Raw genomic sequence first — 21,034 nt, forward strand, 5'->3', positions numbered from 1 at the left:
CGAAGCGAAGCTATGGGGATAGCGAAAGTGCTTTCCGTAGCCGGTCAGAGGCCGCAATTCTGTTCGCTGTTCGCCAAATTTCCGCTTACGAAGAATTTCATTTTCATCATCGTTTCACTCAAAACTAAGGCCAGTCAGTAGCCCAGAGCCGATCTCGCCTAAGTTCCCAGTTTGTCCCCAGAATGCCCACCGGCTCTCGCTCCATAAAAAGTTGCGAAAATTCAGTATATTGAACGATACTCCCAAGTGACTGGAACCCTCGCCGCATATTGAAACTTGACAGCACACCGTACGCAGCGATGCCGCCTGAAAACTGGCGCAATTCCGGCGCAAACGGGAGGTGTCCGCTTCTGTGCCAGGCTCGGTCCAGCTGCAATCCTGACTGTGCCGAACTGGTCCAAATTGATGTAAGTCGCGGAATTTCAGAAGAAAGTTTTCGATTTCCTACACCTTGGCTACTGGCATAGAATGGCACTTGCCTTTCGAAGGGTGAGCCAGGTTCTTTGAGACACAAGGAGCTTGGGTTTATGCCTAGAGACAAACGATTTGTGGCTTATGTCACACCCCTGATCGCTGACTGGATCAGGGACCAGGCGCGCGAGCGCAATGTCAGTTCAAGCATAGTCATCGGAGACTGTATCTTCGATGCCTGGAACCGCGCCAACGAGGCGGATTTGCGGACACCCGCGACCGATCCGGTGCGCCAGAATATCTTCATCACGGTCGCACTCGACGCCCTGCTAACGCACCATCCAGAAACCGATCTTCGCGATCGAACGGTCGCCGCCTACCAGCGCAGGCTTGAACGTCTCGGGCTCGTTGCTCCCCGTCCGGCGGGAGGCAGCGATGAAGCATAATCTGGTCAATTTTACCCGCGGCAGCCAGCTTCTAGGGCACTTCGGTTTCATGTTTGCAGCGGGCCTGAAAGGACCCTTGATCGTCACATTACTGGTCGTTCTGGGCGTCACCTACTGGGAAGTCACAGAAACGCTGAGTGACCATCAGACCTATCTTCTCTGGATGCACATCTATGCGTCGGGATACGGCTTTATGGAGTTCGATCCAGACAAGCTTGTGAACCTGAAGCTCGCCGATGGAAGCATGGTTGCCTTCCCCATTTCGGTGATCACCGAATATCCGCCAATGCGCGAAGCGATGGCTCTTTTTCAGGCATCGGTGAAGGACGCGCTTGTCACCTCGGGACTTGTTTTGGCGCCGGTGTTTGTCCTCTTCTGGTGGGTGGCAGAACACTTCGGAGAACGCTCCAAACAAAGGAAGCATGTCCGCGGCGCTTCGCTCGCAACGCTATCCGAACTCGAACGGGAAATCGGGCAGCACAACCGGGTCGAACGCGCCCGTGAGTATGGAAATTCATTTGGCTGGAAATGGCGATTTGCTGGGACAACTGTCTTGCAATCGGCAGGCCTCTACTCGCCCGCTCATATAGCCGGTGTCAGTTGGCCCTGGCGCCGCGAACAAAGCCATACCATGCTCGTTGGCACGACAGGTACGGGCAAGACTGTTGCCCTCACCGAACTCGTTTCGGAGATCGGGAAAAGGGGAGAGCGCGCGGTTATCTTCGACCTTACCGGTGCCTTTATCGAGACCTTCTACGAACCCGAACGCGACATCATCCTCAACCCGCTCGATCAGCGGTGTCCTGCTTGGAGCGTGTTTGACGATTGCACTTCGCGCGCTGAATTTCATGCGGCGGCAGAGTCGCTCGTGCCTCATGATGGCGGAGGCTCTGAACAGTTCTGGGTGCTCGCCGCGCGCACCTTGTTTGTCGAGACATGCATCAAGTTGAAGGAGGCAGGACGCGGAACCAATGCCGCGCTCGCTAACGAGTTGATGAATGCCGATCTCTCCGATCTGCATCGCCTGGTAGAAGACACGATGGCTGGGCCGATCAGCACGCCCAGCGCTGCCAGAATGGCGGAATCGGTCCGTGCGGTGTTCAACGTCAACGCCAAGGCGATGCAGATGCTGCCAGACAAAGGAGAGCAGTTTTCGGTCCGTCAATGGGTTGCAGGTGAGTGCGAGGAAGGATCGCTGCTGTTCCTGTCAGCGCGCTATGTCGACATGACAGTTCTCTCGCAGTTGCTCACGCTGTGGCTCGACACAGCGATAAACACGCTCATGACTGGACGGCGGACGCGTGAATTGAGGCTATGGTTCTTGATCGACGAACTGGGCGCGCTCCATCGTCTACCCTCGCTTGAAAAGGGCCTGCAAACCGCGCGCAACTTCGGGGGCGCGATCGTCACGGGCGTCCACACTTTTGCCAAGCTCAAGGAGGTCTATGGCGAGAACATGGCGATGACTCTGTCGTCGCTTGCAAGGACCAAGTTGATTTTGGCTACTGCCGATCGTGAGACCGCCACATGGTGCTCGGATATTATCGGCCACCGGGAAGTTCGCGAGATGGAGGAGGGCTACAGCTATGGCTACAACAACGCCCGCGATGCGGTCAGCCTGACACCACGCCGGCAGGTTGTGCCGCTTCTGCTGCCCGATGAATTCATGGGCCTCAGGAGCCTCGAAGGGTTTATCAAATTTCCCGATGGTTTTCCGGCAGCGCCTGTCACCTTGTCCCCGCGCGATTGGCCTCGACGAGCCGAAGGTTTCATTGCGCGCGCTGCCACCACAACACCGCCAGGCGGTTCGGCGAGTACTACCGCCGACACGAAAGATGGGAGTGCGGATGACGGCGCTTCCAGCAACGGCGACGAGGGTGATCCGCGCAAGATGAAGGACCGGAACAAGCCGCAACGACAGCCCTCGCGATCAGCCAACGTCAACTCGAAGAGCGGACCGAAGGTTTGGGATGAGGCAGAAAAGGCCACGAACAAGCAGGCAATACAGGCTCACATTAAAGCGGTCGATGAATCCCAACCAAAGGTCGGGCACCGCCCGCCGGAGGATCGACGCCAGGGCGAACTTCTGCTTCCGGACAAGCCAAATGGGGAAGAGGTGGCGCAGAACGCTGCGAATGAGCGCGAAGGCTCACCGCGCAGCGATGTGCCCGATCCTGATGCTCGGCAGCGCGACGATAATCAGCGTGGAATTGCCGACCGAAAACTTCAGGAAGAACAGCAGCGTTCGCTTCTCGGTGGAGCGGCCCATGACAAATACGATCATGATCTGGGTGACGTGGATCCGGAGATCTGATCGCTGGCACAGGGGAGGGCGAGGGGTCTTGAACGAAGACTAACCAATGCTTTCTGTTGCCAATGTCCGCTCCTCCTCAGCGGCGGCCAACTACTTCGCGTCCGACAATTACTATGCCAAGGCGGATGCCGACCGTTCGGGCGTATGGCTTGGTGAGGGCGCCAAGAGGCTTGGGCTGGAAGGGCGGGTCGATGCCAAAGCCTTCGACGCCCTGCTGCGCGGCGAGCTGCCCGATGAAACAAGCGTTGGCAATTCCGGACAAGCGCATCGACCGGGCACCGATCTTACATTCTCCGTGCCCAAGAGCTGGTCGCTGCTCGCGCTTGTCGGCAAGGACGAACGTATTGTCACCGCCTACCGCGAGGCTGTCGCCGAAGCGCTGAAATGGGCCGAGACAAACGCCTCAGAAACCCGCATTGTGAAGGCTGGCAAGGTTCTTACCCAACCGACCAGCAACCTTGCGATCGGTCTGTTCCAGCACGACACCAACCGCAACCAGGAGCCCAACCTCCACTTCCACGCAGTCATCGCAAACGTGACGCAAGGCAAGGATGGCAAGTGGCGAACCCTCAAGAACGACCGGCTTTGGAAGCTCAATACTACGCTCAATTCGATTGCGATGGCGCGCTTTCGCGTGGCAGTCGAAAAGCTTGGTTATGAACCGGGGCCAACCCTCAAGCACGGAAATTTCGAGGCGCAAGGGGTCTCCCGCGACCAAGTCATGGCGTTCTCTTCGAGACGAAAGGAGGTGCTCGAAGCGCGGCGTGGGCCGGGGCTTGAAGCCGGCCGGATCGCAGCGCTCGACACACGCGCTGCCAAGCAGGGAATCGAGGATCGGGACACGCTCGGCAAAGTCTGGGATGAGACCGCAAGATCGATCGGACTTGATCTCTCTCCAATCATAGAGCGCGCGCGCGGACGTGCTGCGCAAGCCGGTATGCCGGGAAGCGCTCTTACCTCCCTGGTCGAGAAAGGACGTGCGCTTCTCAGGCAATTTGCAGCGCACGTGCGCAGTCCCACCGCAGACCCGCTCGTTCCGGCTTCGGTGCTTAAGGAGGACAAACAGAGCATCGCCGCCGCGCAGGCTGTCGCCTCGGCCGTGCGCCATCTGTCGCAGCGCGAAGCGGCTTTCGAACGCGAAGCGCTCTACAAGACGGCGCTGGATTTCGGATTGCCGACCACCATTGCAAACGTCGAAAAGCGCACTCGCGCGCTCGTGCGCACAGGCCAGCTTGTTGCCGGGAAGGGCCATCACAAAGGTTGGCTTGCATCACGTGATGCCATTGAGACCGAGCAACGCATTATCGCCGAGGTCGAGGCCGGAAAAGGCGAAGCGGAATCTGCCCTCTCACCGAAAGAGGCCGAGGATCGGGTACAGGCATCGGCCGAGATTGGTCACGGATTTCGTCTCAATGACGGCCAGCTGTCGGCTGCCCGACTGATCCTGATTTCACAGGACCGAACCGTTGCGATCCAGGGCATTGCTGGAGCGGGCAAGAGCAGCGTTTTGGCCCCTGTTGCACAGGTCCTGCGCGAGGAGGGCCGGCAGGTCGTCGGGCTCGCGATCCAGAATACACTGGTCCAGATGCTCGAACGCGACACCGGTATCGGCTCGCAAACGCTGGCGCGCTTCCTCGGAGGCTGGAAGAAGCTGCTCGACGAGCCGGGGAACCTCGCTCTCCGCACCGAAGCGCAATCGGATCTCAAGGACAATGTTCTGGTGCTCGACGAGGCCTCGATGGTCTCGAACGAGGACAAGGAAAAGCTGGTCCGGCTGGCAAACCTTGCCGGTGTGCATAGGCTCGTCCTGATGGGTGATCGCAAGCAATTGGGTGCGGTCGATGCCGGCAAGCCCTTTGCCCTGCTCCAAAAGGCAGGAATTGCTCGGGCAGACATGAACACCAATTTGCGCGCACGAGATCCTGTCGTCCGCGAAGCTCAGGCTGCTGCCCAGAAGGGCGATGTCAAAAATGCATTGGTGCAGCTGAGGGATTACACGATTGAGGCAAAGGGTGATGGCGCTATTGTAGCTGCCGAACAGTGGCTTTCTCTGCCAGAATCCGAGCGTGATCGGACAGCGATCTATGCATCGGGACGCAAAATGCGCTCAGCCGTCAACGAGGCCGTCCAGACCGGCCTCCTCGCCAATCGCGAAAACGGACCAGGCAAGATGGCGCTACGCGTTCTCGACCGTGTGAACAGCACGCGCGAAGAACTGCGATATCGCGCCTCCTATCAAGCAGGCCGCGTTCTGGAGGTCTCGCGGCGAGAAAAGACGCTCGGCCTAATGCCGGGAGAATATCGGATTTTGGATGGTCTTAGCGGTTCCAAGAACGTGACCGTGGTGAACAAGCGCGGCAGGCGTTTCAGCTTTGATCCTTCCCGGCTCAAGACGGGCCAAGCGAATGACAGCCTCTCTCTGTTCGAAGAGAGGAAGCTCGAGGTCCATGAGGGAGACAAAATACGCTGGACACGCAACGATCACAAACGCGGCCTTTTCAATGCCGACCAGGCTAGGGTGGTGGCGATCAACCGAGGAAAGGTCACCGTCGAAACCTCAAGCGGCGAGCAACTTACGCTGGCTAAAGGCGATCCGATGCTCAAACGGATCGATCTTGCCTATGCACTCAACGCCCATATGGCGCAGGGTCTAACATCCGACCGCGGGATCGCGGTGATGGACAGCCGCGAGCGCAATCTCTCGAACCAGAAAACATTCCTTGTAACGGTGACCAGGCTTCGCGATCACCTCACCCTCGTGATCGACAATACACGAAAGCTCGGCGCAGCGGTGTCTCGAAACAGAGGTGAGAAAGCATCGGCCCTTGAAGTGACTGAGAGGCTTCGAGCTGCTGCGGCAAAGGGCTTGTCCGTTGACCAGCCCAAGCGCGATCAGCCGAAAGTCGAGAAAGAACTTACGCGTACGAAGAGCAAGACACTCGATATTGGGATCTGACGTCAGCTTTGCGCCCCAATTTCAGGCCTTAGTCGGTTATGTGCGCAGCGCCAAAAGTAGTTGTCGGTTCGCATACTTTACTTGAACGCAATAGCTTCTCTGCCTTCTTCGGGCATCATAAAACGTAACCGTCCTCTACTGGCAGTGTAATGAGCGCTGCGGATCTTGAGCAAAGCACCATGAATAAGATGCTACTCTGGGCGATCCGAGCGAAGTGTAGCGCCTTGTTTGATTGTTTCACACACGATAGCGGCAATCTCAAGGGCCTGCGCTTCGTCCGAGAAGCGCCCGAAGCTGAAACGGACGCATTCACCTGCCTGTTCGCGGCTCAGTCCCATGGCGAGAAGCACATGGGACGGCTCGATCGAACCGCTCGAACAGGCCGCTTGCGTCGACGCCGCCACTTGCGCTTGCAATTGTCCAAGAAGGTCCGCTGAGGAGATTCCCGGAAATCGCATCAGGGCGTTTCCTGGATGGCGCGGGCCGCGCGGGCCGATAAGCTCTCCCACACCATTTTGTCCGATCGCGCCGACAAAAGCATCGCGGATCGCTCCGATCCGCTCACGCTCGTCCTGATAGGCGTCGAGGACGAGCCTACAGGCTTCTCCGAAGCCGACGCAAAGCTCGGTCGGGACGGTGCCGCCGCGCCTTCCATCCTGCTGACCCGCACCGCGAAAGAGCGGTCGAACCAAATCACGCAGGGGGTCTGCCACGACAAATGCGCCGATCCCCTTCGGCCCATAAAGCTTGTGCGAAGAGAGCGTCGCACATCCTAATCTGGCACTCTCCATCGTAAGCGTGCACGCAAGAGGAGCTTGCGCTAGATCAGCGTGGAAGATCGCACCCTTATCTGTAGCGATCTTGCCGATTGCCTCGAGATCGGCGATCGCACCATTCTCGTTGTTGACGCCCACGACGGAAATCATTGCGGTGCGATCCGACACGAGCTCTTCGCATCTCGCGGTATCAGGAGCCCCGTCCCTATCCAACGGAATTTCCACAATATTCAGAGCACTTTCCAGCGCCGCTTGTCGCAGCGATCCGTGGTCACCTTCGGATATCACGAGCGTATCGCGCTCAGACCGACGACTGACATGGATGGCCATCGCGATGGCCATCGCATTGGCTTCGCTCGCACCGGAAGTGAAAATGACTTCTTCGCCTTCGGCGCCGACCAAGGCCGCAATTCGCTCGGCTGACTGATTGATCGCCTGCGCGGCGCGCCATCCGAGGACATGGTCTTGTGAATGTGGATTGGCGAAGAGATCCCGCATGGCCTCGGTCATCGCAGAGATCACGCGCGGATCGGTCGGTGTTGCCGCCTGATAGTCGGCATAAATCGTACCATCGACGCGAATTGCCTCTCTCCCTACTGGACGGTTCCTCCAGTCTTTCCTATAGCCCGATTGGCGCACTGGTGGATAGGCCCAGATGGAACATTTACAGCTACAAACCTTCAGGCAAAGCGAATATCGCCCCTGCTTTTCGGGCCACGAAACCTTCCCACTACGGCATGGTTGGTTGCAAAAGGCTTATGACTCAGTCGCGGCCTGCGAGACACCCGCCGATGGGGCGCGGCTTTTTCGTGACAAAGAGTCGATCGCTCGGTTCGGCGTTGGCCGCAACATGGTGGCCTCGATGCGTTTCTGGGCACTCGCCACTGAAGTCATTGTCGAAACAGATGAAGGCGTGGTTCCCGGGTGGGCGGGTGACGGCCTACTCTCAACCGGTGGGAGCGATCGCTATCTTGAGGACGATGCATCGCTTTGGCTGTTGCACTGGAACATTTGCAGTTCGCCAAGGCTTACAACGCCTTATTGGCTGTTTAATGAGTTCAGTGGAGCCGCTTTCCTGCGCAAGGAACTGACTGGTGAGCTGATGCGACTTTCCAATGCGCGCCAGTGGGCGCGGGTTTCGGAGACAACGGTCGAGCGCGACCTGCAATGTCATATCCGCAACTATGCCGGGGGCCGAGGAAGCAATGAGGTAAGCGAAGCGGTGCTGGCCGAGCTAGGCCTGATCGTTCCGATGGACCGCCAACGTTCTCGGCTTGGTCGCGGAACGCAGGCTTCGCTGCCTCCAGCAGTTTTTGGATTTGCACTCGAAGAATTCTGGGACTGCATCGCCGCCGACCAGGAAACCCTGTCTTTCGAAAGCGCAGCCTATGCTGCCGGATCCCCCGGACGGGTGTTCCTGATCGAACCCGATGCGTTGCTCGGTCGACTTGAACGGCTCGAAGAAACGAGCGGCGGCTGTCTCGCTTGGTCGGAGACGGCGGGGCTACGACAGATCATCAGGCTCAAGCGGACCGATCGGGAGCAACGCATCGCCGCTTTGTTCGCGGCACTGGGGGTCACATGATGGCGATGCGAGCACACGAGATCGTTCCGCGGTTCCGCCGTTCGATCCGGATCGATAGCGATCTGGGGTCTCGTAGCGCACTCGAAGATTTTCATTGTCCTCCGTCGTTCAGGGCCGTGCTGCGCTTCATGGCTGCCCATATCGCTGACACCGGCCAGGGAGCCTTCACGTGGACCGGCCCCTATGGCGGGGGGAAATCGAGCCTCGCCCTCGCCTTCGCCAGCCTGTTTCAATCGTCGCCTGAAGTCGTCGATGCCGCTAGCGCGCGTTTGGGCGATAAGGCAGTGAGCGAACTGACCGAAGCCATTCCAGAATTCTCCGGCACGTCCGAAGTCGCCGCACTTGTCGTTGAGCGCCGGTCGATTGCCGCGCAACTCGCCGAAGTCTTCGGGCTGGCCTCCACTGCAACGTCGCAAGAGATACTCTCTGCGATCAACCAGCGCGCCGACGAGGGCGGCGCGCTGATCGTCCTTGACGAACTTGGCAGAGGCCTTGAAGCCGCCGCCGAGGGCGACGGCGACATCCATCTGCTGCAGGACCTCGCGGAAAGCGCCTCGCGCGCGCAGGGTCGTCTGATCGTAATCGGCATCCTTCACCAGTCTTTCGAAGAATATGCCGCTCGTCTGGAGCGGGCCACTCGTGACACTTGGGCAAAGATCCAAGGCCGCTTCGTCGATATCTCGGTCGCGATTACTATCGAGGAAACGATCGGCCTTATGGCCGAGGCCCTCGGTCATCGACGGGCCAACTCTCAACTTCGACCGCTTTGCGAAAAAGCGGTTGGCACGATGCGCCCGGAACCGAGCAAGTCGGTCGCTGCCGCGCTTTCGCAAAACCTTGCGCGCTGCCACCCGCTTCATCCGGTCACGGCGCTTTTGCTGCCGCCCCTGTCGCGGCGCAAGTTCGGGCAGAACCAGCGCAGCGTCTTCTCCTTCCTGTATTCCGCCGAACCTTTCGGCTTGCAGGATTTCGGGAAGGGCGAGCCCCATTCCGACCACTATCCGCCCGATCGGCTATGGGATTATCTCCAGGCCAATTTCGAGCCTGCCATATTGGCGTCGAGCGATGCGAAACGTTGGCTTATCGGGCAGGACGCGCTCGAGCGCTGTATGGCGCGCGGCGGTGAACAGACCGAGTTGCGCTTACTCAAAACGATTGCGCTGCTCGACTTTCTCCAGGGGCGTTGCGGGTTGGTGGCTGACGAAGCGACGTTGTGTGTGGCGTTGGACGAGTGTCCGGAGAAAGATGTCCGCAGCACACTTTTGCGCCTCAAGGAGCGATCTGAGGTGGTCTTCCGCCGACACGCCGGTGTATACCGAATGTATGCGGGTTCGGACTTCGATGTCGATGCGCATATAGAGGAACTTCTCGCCGGCCCGGTCAAGGTCGATCTCGAATCAATCCGCGCACTCGCTGATCTGCAGCCGGTTCTGGCCAAGCGGCACCATATCGAAACCGGCGCCATGCACTGGTTCGACGTGCGGCTGACAACGCCCGATCTCTTGGCCCAATTGCCCGAATTGGCGAGCAACTATTTTGGCGAAATCGTTCTGGTGCTCCCGGCGACAGGTTTCAACGCACAGTCGCTCGCTAAGAAGCTGCTAAGGACATCACGGGAAAGCGCGGAGCATCCGGTCGCCTATGGCCTGCTTTTGGAGGCACCCCGCATCCTTGGATGGTGCGAAGAGCTGGTCGCGCTGCAAGGAATGGAAGGCGGTTTTCCCGAACTGCGCGGCGATCCCGTGGCTCGCCGCGAAATCGATGCCCGGATTGCCGATCTCAGGCGCGAGATCGAAACGCAGCTGGCCGCCACCCTCGAAAGCAGCGATTGGTTCATCGCTGGCAAGCGTCATACCAAGCTAACCAAGCGCGAGCTCAATGACCAGCTATCGACCTTGGTGGCCGACCGGCTCAGCGCCGCTCCGACGATCCGCAACGAGCTGCTCAATTGCGATGAGCCTTCTTCCAACGCTGTCAGCGCCCGCACCAAGCTGATGAAAGCGATGGTTCGCAACGAGGGCAAGGAAGCGCTGGGTTTTGGTGGAAAGAACTTCCCTGCCGAACGCGGGCTTTTCGTCTCGCTCCTCGATGATGAGGAATTGGTCGGGTCTGAAGGTTTTTCGGCGCCCGGCGAAGATCATCATTTGCACCCGCTCTGGGCGCTGGCAGATGACTTGCTGGAAAGCGCTGACGGAATGATTGATGGGGCGCAGATCCTCGACGCCTGGCAAGCCGAGCCGATCGGCCTCAAGCGTGGTCTTGGGCCCGTTTTTCTGGTCGCATATATCCTCAGCAGACGGGACCGGGTCGCGAGCTATTGCGATGGCCTGTTTCAGGCACAATTCAATGATCTGTGCGTGGAATTTCTCGCCCGCGACCCATCCGATATCGGATTGCGGCGGATCGAACTGGACGGCTTCATCGGTGCGACACTCGCAGCGCTTGCGGGCCTCATACAACTCGAAGGTGTCAATAGCCCGCTCGCTGTCGCGCGGGCGATCGTCGAAGACTATGATCGCCTGGTGCCGTGGACCAAGCGGACGCAGGCTCTGAGCGCGCAGGCTCTCAAATTGCGCGAGACGCTAAAGCGTGCGAGCGACCCCAACAAGCTTCTCTTCGACGATCTGCCAGGTATAGCGGCCGAAACAGGCCACGAGGTTCCGGACGCTGCGGCGACGGCGCGCCTTGTCCGGGACCTTATGGCTGAGTTGCGCGCCGCCTATCCCAAGGTGCTCGCGGGCCTTAAGGAACTTTTGCTGCGCGAACTCGACGTGCGGGGCGAGGATGAGGAGGCGTACGCTCAATTGCGCGCGCGTGCAGAGAATGTGCGGCAGATCGCTGGTGACCTGCGGCTCGAGGCTTTCGTGGGCAGGTTAAGCCAGTTTCATGGCACACGCGAGGATGTCGAGGGTCTCGCTGCGATCGCGGCAGACAAGCTGCCGCGAGACTGGAACGACACCGATCGCCAGCGAGCCGGGCTGGGCATCGCCGAACTTTCCGCAAAATTTCTTCGCATCGAGGCGCTCGCGCATGTCAACGGGAAGCCGGACAAACGCCGCGCACTTGCGTTGATCGTGCAGAATGAGGATCGCACCTCGCCGATCGTGGGCGAGTATCAGGTCGCCGAGGCCGACTTCAGCAATGTTGCAGCGCTTGTACGGACTGTCGAAAAAGCCTTGCTGGAAAGCGATTGCGGGCGCCGCGAGGTCATCCTTGCCGCGCTGGCCGAAGTGACCTCGAAGTATCTCGACGAGAGCGACCCTCGTGTGAGGCTGAAAGCGTGAGCACGACACGGCATGTTCTGGGTCTTTCCGGAGGGCGCGACAGTGCGGCGCTTGCCATCCACATGCGCCAGCGCCATCCTGATATCGACGTCGACTATTTCTTCACAGACACCGGCAAGGAACTGCCGGAAGTCTACGAATATCTGACAAGGCTCGAGGGGTATCTGGGCAAGGCCATTCTGCGTCTCAACCCGGACCGGGATTTCGATTTCTGGTTGAAAACCTACAAGACCTACCTGCCCTCGCCGCAGTCCCGATGGTGCACGCGACAGCTGAAACTGCGGCCCTTCGAACAATGGGTACGTCCGTTTCTCGATCAGGGCGATACCGTGATTTCCTATGTCGCAATCCGGAGCGACGAGGAATATCGTGAAGGGTACCAGTCCCGCCGGGACCGTTTGATGACGCGGCTTCCCTTCAAAGAGGCCGGTATAGACAAGGCCGCGGTAATCGACCTCCTTGAAGGCAGTGGTCTTGGTCTTCCACGCTATTATGACTGGCGCACTCGCAGCGGATGCACGTTCTGTTTCTTTCAGCAGAAGATCGAATGGGTGAGATTGAGAGAGAGGCATCCCGAAGCGTTCGAAGAAGCCAAGAGATATGAGAAAAGTGCACTCGAGCATGGCTCACCCTTCACTTGGAGCCACGGTGAATCCTTGGCGGAGCTCGAACGCGATGAACGCCGGGATCAGATCCGCAAAGATCATGCAGCGCGGATCGAGCGCGCACAGCGGCGTGCGCGCATGAACCCGCTGCGTCCCGACAGTGCGATCGATGTCGATGATCTGTATCCTGGCGGCGCCAAGGCCTGCCTGACCTGCCACAAGTAATGACAAGCCCGATAATTCATGCGTAAGAGCAATTGATGTTCAAAGTTACCGCCCGCGCAGTATTGGAATTGGGCTCCGAACTTATCAGTTCGGACATCATCGCGTTTTACGAGTTGATTAAGAACGGCTTCGATGCCGGCACCAAACGGGGCGTTGAGATCGATTTCCATGTCGTTCTGGGCCGTCGCGCAATGCGGGAGTTCCAACGCCAACTCGAAGACGCGGGCGCTGACATCGAGAAGATCCGCAAGGATATCGAGAAGGCTCTCAATGCTGATGCTGCCATGCTGCACGCCAAAGCCGTCGAGGATTTACAAGATTGCGCGACAGCAAGCGATCTTCGGGACGCGCTCGAGACAATCTATGCGCGCAATTCGATCGTTGTCGCCGATACCGGCGAGGGAATGTCACTTGACGATCTCGAACGCGTCTTTCTCGTTATCGGAACGCCGTCTCGAAAGAAGGCGGTACAGGAGGTGGTCGACAAGAAAGAAGGCAAAAGCCCTTATCTCGGCGAGAAAGGTATCGGGCGCCTTTCGGCCATGCGGCTCGGCGAACGGCTCGAGGTTGAATCGGCCCGGCAAAGCGATACCCATTTCAATGTTCTCGATATTGATTGGCGACAGTTCGCCGAACTCGATGCGATGCTCGAAGACATCGAGGTTGTCCCGCACAAGGGAGACGCCAAGCCAGACGACACCTGGTCCGGAACGCGGCTAACCATCGGGAGCCTGAGCTCCGACTGGACCAGGGACAAGATTCAGCTTCTCGCCAACGACGAGTTTTCAATGCTGACCGCCCCGATGACGGGGCGCCGCGCACGCAAACGCATCGTCCTGCGCTGGAACGGCGAGCGCATCAAAATACCCGCGCTTGACTCGGAGCTGCTGGAGGAAGCGCACGCCAGCATAAAAGGCCGGTATGAGATCGACGATCGCAAGCCGCGCCTCACGCTCGATATCGTTATTCGCAAGCTGGGTTTCGACCATCCCGTGATCGAGGAAACCAAGATCTACGAAGGCGCGGACCTCTACGGGCCGATCGCTGGCAAGGATACCGGAATCGAAAGCGGCGCTCTTGAATCGGTCGGCGAGTTCGATTTCGAAGCGCATTGGTACAACCGTCGACGTATCAAGGGAAATGACAAGCATACAGCCACCGAGATCAAGGACTTCCATCGGCAGTGGACAGGCATCCGCCTGTATCGCGATGGCTTCCGGGTCTATCCGTATGGCAGCGAAGAGGACGACTGGCTCGGCCTCGATCGCAAAGCCCTCATGGCCAAGGGATATCTGCTCAACAAGATCCAGCTGATCGGACAGGTCGATATCGGCCGGGTCGCCAATCCGGAGCTGGTCGACCAGACCAACCGTGAAGGGTTGCGCGTCACCCCGGAATACGAGACGCTGCTCGAGGTCATCCGCTTCAGCATTCAGGACCAGCTGCGCAAGCGCATGCTCAAGGTTGAGCAGGAGTTCAAAGCCAAGCGGGAGAAATTCGAGCCCGCGAAGACCGAAATCAAGGAACTGGAAAAGCGGGCGAAGACATCGATCGACCTGCTGCGCAAAACGGCTTCGAATGAAGAGCGCGAAACCATCGACAGGCTGCAGATGACGCTTTTCGAGGTCTCCGATTTTGCGCGGCGCGCGCAGCGCCGGATCGAAGAGGTCGAGAACGACGCACAGCAAATGCTCGACATGGCGGGGATCGGCCTCATGGTCGAGATTGTCGCACACGAACTGGCGCGCACATCGGAAGATGCGCTCGACAACCTCAATGCATTGCGGGCGAAATCCGTCCCTGAAGATGTCAGAACCAGAATCGAAAGCCTGCGATCGGCCATGAAAAGCATCTCGAAAAGGCTCCGGGTTCTCGACCCGCTTAGCGTATCGGGACGGCAGGCGCCCGAACGGTTCGCGCTTGACGAACTCATTCGCGAAACGCTCGACGCGCATGAAACCCAGTTCGCGCGCCACGATATCTCGGTCGACATCGAGCTGGGCGACGCGCCAGTTCGGATCAAGGCGGTCAAAGGGATGGTCGTCCAGGTTCTGGAGAACCTGATTTCGAATTCGGTCTACTGGCTCGACCTTGAGAAACAGCAAAGTGCTGAATTTGCCCCAAAGATTTCGATCAGTCTCGATGACCTGACATCGACGATCTATTTCAAGGACAATGGGCCCGGCATTCATCCTGCCAATGCAGAGGACATTTTCGATATGTTCTTCTCGCTCAAGGAGACGCGAAAACGTCGGGGCCTTGGCCTCTACATCGCGCGCAAGTGTGCGACATTCAACGGCGGCGCGCTTGAACTCGACCTCGAAGAGGAGAACCCAAATGGCCGATACAACCGATTTATATATACTGTGACTTCATAGCGCACATCATGATTGCTGACCTTCTCGAGAATTGCGGTATTCGCACCGTCTTGATCGTCGACGATGGCTACGATGAAGCTCCACGGCTAGCTGATCTCGGAGCCACCAACCCCGATTGGGCCACATTCTTCGACGATTTGACCGAGGATGACGAGGGAGCGATTGCGCAGGCGTTTCCGGGGTTCGATCTCGACGACGCGGACGATTACTCAAAGGACGAAGCCTTCCTGCAGGTCGTTTGGGCTCTAAAGGATGAGATTTCAGACCAAGCGACAGCGCATATTCTTGAAACGTACGAGCACGACCAGCAAGCCATGTCGAGATTCCTTACGGAGATAGAAGGCGTATTTGCTGGCTATGGCCTTGAGGTTGCGCGCGCAGGACGCGATTTTGTCCCACACTCGGCCGACGCAGATCTAATTCTGATAGACCTCTTTCTTGGCGCGCAACAGGCCGATGATGATATGTCGCGTTCGATCGCTGGCCTAAAAGAGGTTCTCGAAAACAGGGCCGATAGCCCACCCGCGATCATCCTAATGTCTAGCCATCGAGGCATCGGTCAAAAGCGCGGGCGCTTTCGAGACGAAGCTGGCGTATTCGCCTCAGGTTTCCGGGCTATCAGTAAGGACAAGTTACGAGATACCCCGCGGCGGGACCAGATATTGCTTGAGCTTGCTCGCCACCGAGCAGATTCGCTCAAGCTCAGCTCATTCCTGCAGACCTGGCGGGTTGGAATGGAGCAAGCGGTCAACGCAACCTCAGCCGACTTGCGGCGGCTCGATCTGGAAGACATAGCACAACTGCAATCCCTTCTTCTCGACGATGAGCAAGAACCAAGAAGCAGCTATATGCTCGATCTTGTTGATAGGCTGCTCGTGCATGAACTCGAGGGTATTGGGCCCATTATCACGGCTGCCAGGGCGCTCGATCGAATGGACAGCAGCCATCATCCGCCCAACACCATGGGGGACAACAAGGACAATCTTAACCTCATCTACAAGACGCTCTTCGTGCACCCAAATCGGCGGAGACTCGACGCCAAGGACGGCTTTCCGGTTCGTTTTGGCGACATCATCGCTCTCAAACCGAATGCCGCTGCGCCGCGCGGAAGCATTTTTTCCGGCAATGCGGATTCGGTATTCCTGGTCGCAACGCCTGCGTGCGACCTGGTGCGTGACCCTCCTGCCGCGAAGGAAGCATTGCTGGTCGAGGGGGAGTGCCTCGCGATCGACGCCGCTGCCTATGATCCGAGGACACCTGATACGACAATCGTCATCAAGCGTGGAAACCAGAAGTACGGCGTCAAATGGAAGATGAAGAATCTCAAAACGCTGACCAGTACACGCCTTGAGAATTTGCTTGCAAAGGATGACGTGATCATTGCCGGCAGGTTGCGGACCGATCATGCCGCACAGCTGCAACAATCGATGTTGAGTGGTACCGGTCGCCTCGGTGTGATGGCCGCGATGCCAACTAACTATCCCATAAAAGCGACAATTCTCCTACCTAATGCCGAGCGTACTCTGGTAGCCTTGCCCGAGAGCCTCCGAGGTATGTGCGTTGTAGGCCGGGCGAATAACAACAAAGCTGCCCGCATTGGCTTCGACAGCAGCCAGCTACATGACTTCGCCGATGCATTACGCGAATTTGAACAGACAACCCACGAACGAAGTCAGGAAAAACTTCGCGGAATGCTTGAACCTGACCGGCTCAACATCTTGTTTGCTGACGGATTCCAAATCGACCTCACCAAGGCCATGGGTAAAGGAGTCGAGTTAAAGCTGAAGACAGCCACGGACGAGGAGTTCAAACCTGGCAAGGTGTTTTACGGGGTCGACGCGACGTTGTCTGTCACCGACCCCAAGGCGCTTCAATCGATTGGCCTCGTCTTTGAAATATCAGAGAAGTTGCAAGCTTGAGCTCGCATTGAGACGCAAGCGCGTCGCGACCTAGAAACACTGTCAATGATGCGCCAATTCGTTTGAATGGTGGCTGCACGTTTCTTTCATCCGGAAGCGGAATGTCCGCTTCCCGCCCCAGACCTTACCGTCAAAGAGCTCTCCCAAACCAGATGACTCGCCCGACAACATGGACATCTGCCCGGTCCATATCGTGCCATGTGGGGTAGGCGGGATTGTCGCTAGCGATCGTGACCTGTTTGCCGCCAGGTTTGATAGCAATACGCTTTACCACCAGAGCTTCGTCTGCACGCAGCACGTAAATTCCATCACGGAGCTTTGAACCGTGGTCGGATGCATCCACAAGAACCTCGTCGCCATCGCTGAGTGTCGGCTCCATCGAGTCACCCATAACTCCGACGATCGACAGGCTTGCGCTTTTTGCCGCCGTCAATCTTCGTAGCCAGCGCTCATCAAAACCGAACCGCGTCTGCGCGCTTTCGCTCTCGGCAATGGCGCCAAATCCGGCTGATGCTTCAACCTCGAGAACAGGAATCTCAACCATCCCGTCTGAGACCGGGTTCGCCGGCCCTCCCAGGGTCTGCTCATCAACCCCAAAGAAGCAAGCCAATGTCTTCCGATCTTCATCGTCGAGGATCTTTGGCGAGCCACGCTTAATGAATTGCTGGATGTAACTCGGGTTACGGCCGAGGAGCCTTGAGATCGAGGCGTAGCCGTATCCACCCTGAATAATAAGGCGGTCGAGCTCTTCTCTGACATTTACCATCAGCTTGGTCCTTTGGATGCAATCTAGGATTTTTTCCTAGATTCGCGGAAATCATCCTAGTAGGAACATAACAAGAACACAAGCGAAATACGAGTCGGAGCAGTTTGGAAATGAGTTTGCTTGAACGGATCGAGAAGCATCTGAAAGAAAACCATATTTCTGCAACTCGCTTCGGTAGGCGCGCTGTTGGTGATCCTAGATTTGTCCTCGACCTACGAATGGGACGAAGGCCACGCCGCAGAACGATCGAACGGCTGGATGCTTATCTCGCGTCATGCGAAAACGCCGGCGCCAAACCATGCGTCGGTGACTGCAAAAACGCCTTTCGTTCAAGGAAGAGGTAGCAGTAGTCACACGGTTCATCGCCCGACTATTGTGATGCTCGGTCAATTGCTGCATTTTCAGGGCAATAGAGGAGAGGGGGCTTCGGTTTCCGCGAAAGGACACTGACCTATGAGCAATTACGATAAATCCCCGCCAGAGAGCAAAGGCGATTGGGAAGGCTTTCGCGAAATCGATCGCGCCATCTCTGAGAACCGACGGGCAGAATATCGTTGGAGAAAGGCCTGGGCCGACCCTTGGGAGCGTCGCGCACTGCTACTTACTGCTCTCCTAGTGACCGCTTTTATCATTTATGTCGTCGTTTACGATGGCTTGATCTGATCTACCACTTCTTCACATTATCGGCAGCCTCAGGGGATGCTCCTCGTGCATCCCGTGTCGTCCGATCAAGTCTTCCCTTTCTTTGTTCGATGCTTCGAGAGCCCTCATTTTGACGCCGGTTGACTTCGCCTGCGATGTCTTCTCTGCCGTCTGACGGATCTCCGAGAGAGTTTGGCACGCCGCCAAGGCGAACAGAACCGCGCACGCCGCTCGCGCCTCTTGTATTGGGCTGAGCCACTGGCGCTGCATCAGGCAACACCAATTCGCTCGCAATCTCATCATTGAGGCCCTCAGCGTAGCTTTCCACAAAACGCGCTTGCAGCTGTTGCCCTCGCGCGCTCATCTGGAAGTCGATGTCATCAAAGCGGACTTGACCGTAATAGTCGCGGTTGCCTTCAATTTCCGCCATGCCCCATTCGCGGTAGGCTTGGCTGAGGTTAAGAGTTCCCGCAGCATTGGCGCTTTCATACCAGCTGGCCTGGCTCTCGAGCCGATTGGCGATCTCTTTTGCGCGGCGTGCCTCAATTGTGTAGCTATTCGCTTCCGTCAGCGATGTTGTGATACCCGCTGCGCTACTCGAGACGAGCGCTTCTGAGCTTGAGCTGGTTTCTCGGAAAAAGCCTTCTCTCGAACTTGACCAATTCTGGCTTTCGGAAATCTGGCTGAGCGCACTTTCGATGCGCGAGCGATCTTCCGAGGCGATCCCGATATCGCTGTCCGTCCAGCTCTGATTTCTCCCACCCTTAATTCCGCCAGAACCACTGAATACGTCACCTTCTGCCTTTGCTCCCACCCCCGCATCGCCATTCAGGAACCACGAGACCGTGATGTCGTCCGATGCTCGGCGCGACAGACCAAACTGCCGCTGCAAGGTGTTGGACGCGTTGTCGAGCTCACTGAATGTTCTTCCAATGCTGTCGTTGGTTGACGTTCCGCTGACCGTCTCGTTGGAGCGTGATCGCGTATAGGCATCGCGCAGTTCGCTGAAGCGCGTGACCGCCGAACTGGTCGATTGCTGGGCGAGGTTCGAGAAAGTCTCGCTCTGGCTGCGGCTCTCGCTCGCCAATGTCGACAGCCTGCTCGAGAAATCCTGTCCAAGCGTGGGTGTGAAAGGATAGCTGGAGGTCGGAACGGTCGCGAACTCCGCCTGCGGGAATCCGGTTGTCTGTGTTCCGCTCTCGCCGATCCCTCTCGTCTGTGCAGCGCCATACGCGATGTTTGGCGCGAGACTGCCTTGAGCGAACTGGCGCGAGAACACGCTCGAATTGTCGAGATTGGTATTGCCGAGCGAGACATTGCCCGTGCTGGCCTCACGCGCCGCCTCTTCGGCTGCATTCTGGCTAGGGTTAAGGTAGCTCGTCGCCTGGCCCGAGATCGCCATCGCACCGCGCGCGACGCCGCCGGCAAGGAAAGGTATCGAGGCGACGAGATAGCCTGCGAGGATACCGATATCATTGTTGACGTCGGTCATCCCCGAGAAGGTCGCGAGCGTGAGCCCGCTCGCGCCGCCGGCTGCCGCAACATCGCCTGCGCCTTTGAGCATCAGGATCATGTGCAGGATGACGAAAAGCGGTCCCCAGGCGGCAAGGTAGAAGAAGCCCGTGACATAGCCTCTCAGCGCGATCGGTCCGGTTCTTGGCATGAGGAACAGCGGAAAAAGCACCGGGAAGAGCGCGTAGAAAACGACCGTCAGCACGACGTTGAGGATCGGCACCCACTTCATCGCGTTGTGCGCGATCGAGGAATAGGTTCGTTCGGTTTGGATATCAGCGCGGGTCTGCGCAAACACATCGACGCTCGATGTGCCGCTCGCTCCGGCAAAGCCATGCATCGCCTGGTTCATCGCGTTGATGGTTAGGACCTGGCGAAAGATGCTGCTCGCATCCTTCGAGATGCCGGTGAGATATTGGTAGGCCACCGGTAGATCGGCGATCAGCTTGGCCTTGGCCAGCGCTTCGGTCTGTTTGGGATAGAGCTGGCGTCCGGCAACGAGCGTCATGTCGTCGATCATCCCCGCCCACTGGTTCGAGAGCGCTGTGTAGGCTTCGCGGCAGGTGACGATCGATGCCGAGACGCTGTCATCGGTTTCGCGGGTGAGGAACTTCTGCGCGCGAGCCGCGCTCCCGGGCGCAATGGTCGCCCAGATGTCATTGCTCTCGGACAGCTCTTTCATCGAATAGCGACCGAGCAGCAGGTCGTAGAACACGCATTGGCGGACATGTTCGTCGAAATTGGCGGCGAACTCGGGATCGGCGATGCGCAGGGAGCGTGTCGCTTCGAGCAGGCGCGCGCCGTAGATCATGCCGTTCTTAGAATAATTGAGATCGTCGGGAAGACCGAACACCGCCTCGGCGGAGCGCGTCAAGTAGTCGCCCGCCTGGCTGGTGAAGCTCGCCATCAGCGCGAGACCCAGCGGGACGTTGGCAACCGTGGCGGGAGCAAGGCTCGGATTGACGCGGTCGGTGACCTGCACGTCCATCCGCGGCACCATCAGGCACATGTAGATCAGCGTCGCGCCAAGGAACCAGTTGAGCCAGGCACGCCAGTTCTGGTTGAACGCGACCACGATGACCGCGAGCGCGAACCCCATGACAAGGGCAACCTGGATCAGGCTCTTGTATCCGCCTGCACCTGTCCATGAGGCGACGGCGTTGAGGACATTGACGATGTACTCGCCGCCGCCGGTGGTGAAGATCTCGACCATGG

12 protein-coding genes are annotated in these 21,034 nt (G+C 58.1%); 9 read left to right on the forward strand and 3 right to left on the reverse strand.

Annotated features, from left to right (window positions below; translation table 11 throughout):
• The first annotated feature begins 527 nt into the window (after positions 1 to 527).
• From INR77_RS05980 to mobF, 3 genes are read left to right on the forward strand one after another with little or no spacing between them, the layout of a single operon-like run.
• Positions 528 to 857, forward strand: coding sequence for a hypothetical protein (locus INR77_RS05980; protein ID WP_223073019.1), 330 nt, complete (start codon positions 528 to 530; stop codon positions 855 to 857).
• Entirely contained in the window at positions 847 to 3,171 is a 2,325-nt protein-coding gene (locus INR77_RS05985; protein WP_223073432.1) for a type IV secretion system DNA-binding domain-containing protein, read from the forward strand. The genes INR77_RS05980 and INR77_RS05985 overlap by 11 nt, the downstream gene beginning before the upstream one ends.
• 46 nt (positions 3,172 to 3,217) lie before the next feature.
• The gene (gene mobF / locus INR77_RS05990) at positions 3,218 to 6,127 is read left to right on the forward strand and encodes a MobF family relaxase (protein ID WP_223073020.1); all 2,910 of its coding nucleotides are present in this window, start codon (positions 3,218 to 3,220) and stop codon (positions 6,125 to 6,127) included.
• Positions 6,128 to 6,318: 191 nt separating this feature from the next.
• Here the strand turns inward: mobF and INR77_RS05995 are convergent, their stop codons facing one another.
• Complete coding sequence (locus INR77_RS05995; protein WP_223073021.1) at positions 6,319 to 7,542, reverse strand: cysteine desulfurase family protein; 1,224 nt, start codon at positions 7,540 to 7,542, stop codon at positions 6,319 to 6,321.
• Between the two features lie 16 nt (positions 7,543 to 7,558).
• Between INR77_RS05995 and INR77_RS06000 the strand changes: the two genes are divergently transcribed.
• The 5 genes from INR77_RS06000 (at position 7,559) to INR77_RS06020 (ending at position 16,899) form a co-directional block, all read left to right on the forward strand.
• Positions 7,559 to 8,488: a DUF4007 family protein gene (locus INR77_RS06000; protein ID WP_223073022.1), complete on the forward strand. Its 930-nt coding sequence runs from the start codon at positions 7,559 to 7,561 to the stop codon at positions 8,486 to 8,488.
• Between the two features lie 128 nt (positions 8,489 to 8,616).
• A complete protein-coding gene (locus INR77_RS06005) occupies positions 8,617 to 11,772 on the forward strand; it encodes a hypothetical protein (protein WP_223073023.1) in 3,156 nt (1,051 codons plus the stop codon).
• The gene (locus INR77_RS06010) at positions 11,769 to 12,602 is read left to right on the forward strand and encodes a phosphoadenosine phosphosulfate reductase family protein (protein WP_223073024.1); all 834 of its coding nucleotides are present in this window, start codon (positions 11,769 to 11,771) and stop codon (positions 12,600 to 12,602) included. Before INR77_RS06005 ends, INR77_RS06010 begins: the two co-directional genes overlap by 4 nt.
• A gap of 35 nt (positions 12,603 to 12,637) precedes the next feature.
• The gene (locus INR77_RS06015) at positions 12,638 to 14,980 is read left to right on the forward strand and encodes an ATP-binding protein (protein ID WP_223073025.1); all 2,343 of its coding nucleotides are present in this window, start codon (positions 12,638 to 12,640) and stop codon (positions 14,978 to 14,980) included.
• Between the two features lie 8 nt (positions 14,981 to 14,988).
• Positions 14,989 to 16,899 carry a hypothetical protein gene (locus INR77_RS06020; protein ID WP_223073026.1) on the forward strand — a complete coding sequence of 637 codons (1,911 nt, stop codon included), beginning with the start codon at positions 14,989 to 14,991 and terminating at the stop codon, positions 16,897 to 16,899.
• 130 nt (positions 16,900 to 17,029) lie between these two features.
• Here INR77_RS06020 and INR77_RS06025 read toward each other — a convergent pair whose 3' ends face one another.
• On the reverse strand, positions 17,030 to 17,665 hold the full coding sequence (locus tag INR77_RS06025) for a S24 family peptidase (protein ID WP_221571820.1): 636 nt from the start codon (positions 17,663 to 17,665) through the stop codon (positions 17,030 to 17,032).
• A gap of 453 nt (positions 17,666 to 18,118) precedes the next feature.
• Here INR77_RS06025 and INR77_RS06030 point away from each other — a divergent pair, with 453 nt between their 5' ends.
• Complete coding sequence (locus INR77_RS06030; RefSeq protein ID WP_223073027.1) at positions 18,119 to 18,328, forward strand: hypothetical protein; 210 nt, start codon at positions 18,119 to 18,121, stop codon at positions 18,326 to 18,328.
• 1 nt (position 18,329) lies between these two features.
• Here the strand turns inward: INR77_RS06030 and INR77_RS06035 are convergent, their stop codons facing one another.
• Positions 18,330 to 21,032, reverse strand: a complete 2,703-nt coding sequence (locus INR77_RS06035) for a conjugal transfer protein TraG N-terminal domain-containing protein (RefSeq protein WP_223073028.1) — start codon at positions 21,030 to 21,032, stop codon at positions 18,330 to 18,332.
• Between the last annotated feature and the right edge of the window lie 2 nt (positions 21,033 to 21,034).

The sequence above is a fragment of the Erythrobacter sp. SCSIO 43205 genome, assembly GCF_019904235.1.
In the GTDB taxonomy this organism is placed as follows: domain Bacteria; phylum Pseudomonadota; class Alphaproteobacteria; order Sphingomonadales; family Sphingomonadaceae; genus Erythrobacter.